The following is a 6,568-nucleotide window of genomic DNA, read 5'->3' as shown; positions in this document are numbered from 1 at the left end:
GGTAGTTTGACTGGGGCGGTCGCCTCCTAAAGAGTAACGGAGGCGCGCGATGGTGGGCTCAGGACGGTTGGAAACCGTCTGTTAGAGTGCAATGGCATAAGCCCGCCTGACTGCGAGACTGACAAGTCGAGCAGAGACGAAAGTCGGTCATAGTGATCCGGTGGTCCCTCGTGGAAGGGCCATCGCTCAACGGATAAAAGGTACGCCGGGGATAACAGGCTGATGATTCCCAAGAGCTCATATCGACGGAATCGTTTGGCACCTCGATGTCGGCTCATCACATCCTGGGGCTGGAGCAGGTCCCAAGGGTTTGGCTGTTCGCCAATTAAAGTGGTACGTGAGCTGGGTTCAGAACGTCGCGAGACAGTTTGGTCCCTATCTGCCGTGGGCGTCGAAATTTGAGAGGAGTTGACCCTAGTACGAGAGGACCGGGTTGAACATACCTCTGGTGTACCTGTCATTCCGCCAGGAGTGCAGCAGGGTAGCTATGTATGGACGGGATAACCGCTGAAAGCATCTAAGCGGGAAGCCTCCCTCAAGATAAGATTTCATCGAGCCGTGGAAGACCACCACGTTGATAGGCTGGATGTGGAAGTGCGGTAACGCATGAAGCTAACCAGTCCTAATTGCTCTTTTCGCGCTTAAGAGTCCCACCATCAATGACAGTTCTGGGTAACCAGCTGTTGTTGTGGAGCGATGATTATACGCAGCCCGATAATGGTCTCAAATGTACCCAAGTACAAAGTGCATCGATTAAAAACCCTTACCGTTGAACCGGCGTCATGCCGGTTCCTCGCTCATGCGCCTGCTTCATTGCTTGGTGACCATAGCGTCAGTGCCCCACCCGATCCCATCCCGAACTCGGCCGTGAAACCTGACTGCGCCGATGGTACTATTGCTCAAGCACTGGAAGAGTAGGGCGTCGCCAGGCATTGAAGCCGGCGCATGACGAAATCGGTCAGGGAAAAACCCATTCACACGTTAAAGGCGGCCCGCCGCGGCCGCCTTTTTCTGTTTTCAGGCCCGGTTCATAACCCTAGCGGTATGACTGGTCCGATGGTGGCGCGGGATGGAGCAGCCCGGTAGCTCGTCAGGCTCATAACCTGAAGGTCGCAGGTTCAAATCCTGCTCCCGCAACCATCACCTCAATGACAGACGATACAAAAAAGCCGCCCATTGGGCGGCTTTTTTGTGTTTAGAGTTGGATTGGCTGCACGAAGTCAGATTTTTTCGTCAAAACGGAAGGGGGTCCTCCACGTACCCGGTGACGGCATCGTATTCCTCTTTTGAGAGTATATCCCACTGATTTTTCAGTAAGCTCTCGTAAAAATCTTGTACATCGGGATCTCCCGATATCGCGTTGACTTCATAGTTTTCTATAAGCGCGCGGAACAACTCCTTGGCGTCTTCTTTTGTGAAATCTGCGGACAACGGAGCGAGTTTCGCGATTGCGTTGTGAGTCTGAGCAAATGACTTAGAGTCCACCAAAGCCTTGACAGAAAGCCTCTTTTCTACGTCAGATGCCAGCGCAATGTCCGGAAAATGAGCTTTTACAAATTGTTTAAGCCCTGGATAAAGGTACATTTTTCCAGATTTAATTGTTTCCCATTCGGAGCTTAGATAGCTATTCGGAATGTCATTTCCCCACGGCGAGGAGAAATCTTTGTCTCTAGAAATTATGTGAACATCTTTTTTGTCGGGCACTTGGTCCAACAAGATCTCCCAATTAATTCTATCACCTAGGCTTCCATCTTTTCCTGGCGGATTGGCCCGTTCAACTCGTGTTCGAGCGGCCTTGTCAACAATATCACTAACTCCGATTAGTCCCGCCGAATCTCGCAATTCCCGAAACAGACCGTCTGCGGCTAATGTCCTTGCAACTATTTCGCTTTTGGCCTTTTCGAGTAAAGAAAATCTCTTCTTCTGAAGATCTTTCAAAATGTCTCTTATTTCCCTGGCTTCTTCGTGATGCTCCATAAACCTAGGAATGGTAAGTGCTGTTGAAAAATTCTCAAAATTTCCCAAGGATTCTCTGATCTTTTTGTCTCTATTGCGATTGAACTCCTGATTCACAATAACGGTAATATATATTTTGAGACTTTTATTCTTTATCAGACTAACAAGCTTTTTGAGTTCTTCAATGTTGTCATCGGTGTACGCGTACAAGCTAAGGAATATGTTCGTATCGACAAAAATATGAAGCACAGAACCTACTCCGCCGCGACCCCCGCCCGGCTGAACATATCTTCGCCGTCATCCCCCACCACGTCATCCGCACCGTCGTTCGCCTTGAGCTTCTTGCGGCGGTCAAAGCTATCCCACACCTCGTTCCAGTTGCCGCGCGTCGCGCCCTTCGAATATTCCGTCGCGCGGGTCTCGAAGAAGTTGGCGTGCTCCACGCCATTCAACAGCGGCGCGAGCCAGGGCAGCGGGTGGTCCTCGATCATGTAGATCGGCTGGAAGCCCAGCTGGCCCAGCCGCCAGTCGGCGATATAGCGGATGTAGCGCTTGATTTCCTTGGCGGTCATGCCCGGCACCGGCCCCATCTCGAACGCCAGGTCGATGAACGCGTCCTCCAGCCGCACGGTCTTCTGGCAGCAGTCGATAATGTCTTCCTTCACCGCCTTGGTGAGGCAGCCGCGCTCTTTCACGAACGCGTGGAACAGCTGGATGATGCCTTCGCAGTGCAGGCTCTCGTCGCGCACCGACCAGGTGACGATCTGCCCCATGCCCTTCATCTTGTTGAAGCGCGGGAAGTTCATCAGCATCGCGAAGGACGCGAACAGCTGCATCCCCTCGGTAAAGCCGCCGAACATGGCGAGGGTGCGCGCGATGTCCTCGTCGCTGTCGACGCCGAACTGCTGCATATAATCGTGCTTGGCCCGCATTTCCTCATATTCGAGGAACATGCTGTACTCGCTCTCCGGCATGCCGATGGTGTCGAGCAGGTGCGAGTATGCCGCGATGTGGATCGTCTCCATGTTGCTGAACGCGGTCAGCATCATCTTTACTTCGGTCGGCTTGAACACGCGGCCATATTTGTCGTGGTAGCAATCCTGTACCTCGACATCGGCCTGTGTGAAGAAGCGGAAGATCTGGGTGAGCAGGTTGCGCTCATGCTCGGACAGCTTCTGCGCCCAGTCGCGGCAATCCTCGCCCAAAGGCACTTCCTCTGGCATCCAGTGCACCTGCTGCTGGCGCTTCCAGTACTCGTACGCCCAGGGATATTCGAAGGGCTTGTAGACTTTGGAGGCTTGAAGGAGAGACATGGGATACTCCGTAAACGAGCGGTGCGGATCGCGCCGTGCGGCGGTGATCCATCATGGCAGAGAGGATATGTCAGCTCGGGGCGCTTTGCTATCGGAAAAAGCGGATGGCGCGCGAATATGTGGGGATAAAGTACCACGTCTAGTGGCGGGTTTGCGCCGCCCCACGCAAGATGTTGTTCACACGCGATTCCAGCGGGTTCGCTCCGGATCGGGCGCGCATTCCCGCAACGCGCCGAACGCCGCGCCTTTCGCGCCCGATCGTTGGGCCTGCCCCGCCTCCTCGCTCGTTAGAGCCAGACACAACCCCATGTGTGTCTCAAGGAGAATGACGATGGTCAATGCCAATGAAATCCGGGAACATGCCGAAGTGATCGGCGCGGACGGCCAGCATGTCGGCACGGTCGATCATGTCGAGGGCAACCGGATCAAGCTCACCAAGAATGACAGTGGCCCCGAAGGCCATAGCGGGCACCACCATTATATCGACCTGTCGCAGGTTTCGAGCATCGACGGCGGCAAGGTGCGCCTGTCGGTCAATGCGCAGGATGCGATTGCGGCCGAGCAGGAGCCGCAGCAGTCGCAGACCGGCTATGGCAGCGGTCAGGAAGCCAGCGGTGGTCAGGACGCGAGCAGCGGCCGTGAAAATGCCGCGTTCTTCTCGAGCTCACCCAACAACAACCCCGGCGAGGGCCTCGCGGGTGGCGGCGGCCAGATCGGCTCCACCGCAATCGACTCCAACGGCGGCGAATTTGCCCAGGAACGCAAAACCGGCGTTTGAGCTCGCACACAGGTAAAACAAAAGCCCCTCCGGCATTGCGCTGGAGGGGCTTTTGTTTGTCTTGCCTTCAGATCAGCGGTTGCCCGATATCCTCACTGGCATGCCAGGCACTCGTCATAATCCTTCGCCTCGACCTCGATCTGCTTGAGGTCGATGGTGTTGTCCGCCTCCACCCCGCCGGCGAAGCCCGCGCGCTGCACCGACTTGGAGCGCAGATAATAAAGCGACTTGATACCCAGTTCCCACGCACGGAAATGGAGCATCAGCAAATCCCACTTCTCGACATCCGCCGGGATAAACAGATTGAGCGACTGCGCCTGATCGATATAGGGCGTGCGGTCTGCGGCGAGTTCGAGCAGCCAGCGCTGGTCGATCTCGAAGCTGGTCTTGAACGCGTCCTTCTCGTCCTGGCTCAGGAAGTCGAGATGCTGCACCGATCCGCCCTTCTCGAGGATCGAGTTCCAGACATTGGTGCTGTCTTTCGCCTTCTCCACCAGCAGCTTTTCGAGATAGGGGTTCTTGATCGAGAAGCTGCCCGACAGGGTCTTGTGGGTGTAGATGTTCGCCGGGATCGGTTCGATGCAGGCCGAAGTGCCGCCGCAGATGATGCTGATCGACGCGGTCGGCGCGATCGCCATCTTGCAGGAGAAACGCTCCATCACGCCCTGATCGGCCGCGTCGGGGCAGGGGCCGCGCTCCTGCGCCAGCATCATCGATGCCTCGTTCACCTTCGCGCTGATATGCTTGAAGATCTTGAGGTTCCACGACTTCGCCATCGCGCTTTCGAACGGGATCAGCCGCGCCTGCAGGAAGCTGTGGAAGCCCATGACGCCCAGACCCACGGAGCGTTCGCGGCTCGCGCTGTACTTGGCGCGGGCCATTTCGGGCGGGGCGCGGTCGATATAATCCTGCAGCACATTGTCGAGGAAGCGCATGATATCCTCGGCAAAGGTCGGGTGGTCATGCCACTCGTCCCAGGTTTCGAGGTTCATCGACGACAGGCAGCACACCGCGGTGCGGTCGTTGCCCAGATGGTCGCGACCCGTGGGCAGGGTGATTTCCGAACAGAGGTTGGACGTCGATACCTTGAGGCCCAGATCGCGGTGATGCTTGGGCATCATGCGGTTCACGGTGTCGGAGAAGACGATATAGGGCTCACCGGTGGCGAGGCGCGTCTCGACCAGCTTCTGGAACAGCGCCCGCGCGTCCACCGTGCTGCGCACCGAATTGTCCTTCGGGCTGCGTAGGTTGAATTCCTTGCCCTCCCGCACGCATTCCATGAACTCGTCGGTGAGCAGCACGCCATGGTGCAGATTGAGCGCCTTGCGGTTGAAATCGCCCGACGGCTTGCGGATTTCGAGGAACTCCTCAATCTCCGGGTGGGAGATGTCGAGATAGCACGCCGCCGATCCGCGCCGCAGCGACCCCTGGCTGATCGCCAGCGTCAGCGAATCCATCACGCGAACGAAGGGGATGATGCCGCTGGTCTTACCGTTGAGGCCGACCGGCTCGCCAATGCCGCGCACGCTGCCCCAATAGGTGCCGATGCCGCCGCCGCGCGAGGCGAGCCAGACATTCTCGTTCCAGGTGTTGACGATACCCTCCAGGCTATCATCGACGCTGTTCAGGTAGCAGGAGATCGGCAGGCCGCGCCCGGTGCCGCCGTTCGACAGCACCGGCGTTGCGGGCATGAACCACAGGCGGCTGATATAATCATAGATGCGCTGGGCATGGTCGGCATCGTCGGCGTAAGCCGCCGCGACGCGCGCGAACAGATCCTGATAGCTCTCACCGGGCAGCAGATAGCGGTCGTTCAGCGTTTCCTTGCCGAAATCGGTCAGCAGCGCGTCGCGCGACGGGTCCGTCACCACCGGAAAGCGGCGCACGTCTACCGTCTTGGACGATTCGGCGGGGGCCGGCGCGGGCGTGGCCTCGGTCCGCGCGACGCCCTTCGGCCCTGTCGCGCTGCGCGTCGATGTTGCCGTTTCCGGCCGTTCCTCAATCATTGTCGCCACGTCGCTGCCTACTTCCTCGGTCGATCTGAAATCCATGTGCGCACCCTGATGTTCACTGTCCGTTCGATTTGGTCAAGTGCAGGGAAGGCTACCCGTCCCTATAACATGCCGCATCGGCTGGGGGTGGAAAAATCAGCCCTTCACGCTCCGGTTGAGAGCGCAAAACGCCCCCTTCGCCGAAAAGCTCCGGCGATACGCAACACAAGCTGTTGGGTTGACTCTAATGCCCCTGTACTAGGGATAGTGCCACAGCGCCCGGATGATGCAAGAGGGTAAATGCGCGGTTAACAGCTCGGTTCGTCGCTGCTGCGATTCCGTTCGTCGCACCCACCACCCGCGACGCGCGGTCTTTCCTTGGCTTTTTCAAACGCAAGAGAACGGGAGGGGAACGAAAATATATTGGTGCGCCTGTATCACGCCGTCGGAGGATTCAGGAATTGTTCACGAAATAACACGCACCTACCCCGCGCACGGCAGACTGTGATAAGAAAGAGAAGACGTGATTA

At 57.2% G+C, this 6,568-nt stretch carries 3 protein-coding genes, 1 tRNA gene, 2 rRNA genes and 1 pseudogene (1 of these 7 running past the window's edge); 4 read left to right on the top strand and 3 right to left on the bottom strand.

All coding sequences use genetic code 11. The annotated features are described in order from the left end of the window. The 3 genes from FHS92_RS08370 to FHS92_RS08360 all read left to right on the top strand — a co-directional run. Positions 1-645 (top strand): 23S ribosomal RNA (locus FHS92_RS08370); it begins 2,150 nt to the left of the window's first position. A gap of 171 nt (positions 646-816) precedes the next feature. Next, positions 817-931, top strand: a 5S ribosomal RNA gene (rrf, locus tag FHS92_RS08365). A gap of 132 nt (positions 932-1,063) precedes the next feature. Next, positions 1,064-1,140 (top strand) — tRNA-Met (locus FHS92_RS08360). 93 nt (positions 1,141-1,233) lie between these two features. Here FHS92_RS08360 and FHS92_RS08355 read toward each other — a convergent pair. Both FHS92_RS08355 and FHS92_RS08350 read right to left on the bottom strand, forming a co-directional pair. Further along, entirely contained in the window at positions 1,234-2,205 is a 972-nt protein-coding gene (locus FHS92_RS08355) for a PIN domain-containing protein (protein ID WP_221230967.1), read from the bottom strand. A 5-nt stretch (positions 2,206-2,210) separates the two neighbouring features. After that, positions 2,211-3,269: a ribonucleotide-diphosphate reductase subunit beta gene (locus FHS92_RS08350; protein WP_184079460.1), complete on the bottom strand. Its 1,059-nt coding sequence runs from the start codon at positions 3,267-3,269 to the stop codon at positions 2,211-2,213. A 331-nt stretch (positions 3,270-3,600) separates the two neighbouring features. On the opposite strand from FHS92_RS08350, the pseudogene FHS92_RS18305 reads away from it, so the two are divergent. Continuing rightward, a pseudogene (locus FHS92_RS18305) lies at positions 3,601-3,837 on the top strand (DUF2171 domain-containing protein); the annotation flags it as partial. A gap of 302 nt (positions 3,838-4,139) precedes the next feature. On the opposite strand, the gene FHS92_RS08340 reads toward FHS92_RS18305, so the two are convergent. Then, complete coding sequence (locus FHS92_RS08340) at positions 4,140-6,098, bottom strand: ribonucleoside-diphosphate reductase subunit alpha (RefSeq protein ID WP_184079456.1); 1,959 nt, start codon at positions 6,096-6,098, stop codon at positions 4,140-4,142. Between the last annotated feature and the right edge of the window lie 470 nt (positions 6,099-6,568).

The sequence above is a fragment of the Sphingobium subterraneum genome (assembly GCF_014199435.1).
Classification (GTDB): domain Bacteria; phylum Pseudomonadota; class Alphaproteobacteria; order Sphingomonadales; family Sphingomonadaceae; genus Sphingobium; species Sphingobium subterraneum.
The sequence above is the reverse complement of the archived record's forward strand: the minus strand, read 5'-3'. Positions and strand labels throughout refer to the sequence as shown.

Coding starts and splice junctions, on each gene's coding strand:
- FHS92_RS08340 (WP_184079456.1), bottom strand. CDS start 6,098: ATGGATTTCAGATCGACCGAGGAAGTAGGCAGCGACGTGGCGACAATG.
- FHS92_RS08350 (WP_184079460.1), bottom strand. CDS start 3,269: ATGTCTCTCCTTCAAGCCTCCAAAGTCTACAAGCCCTTCGAATATCCC.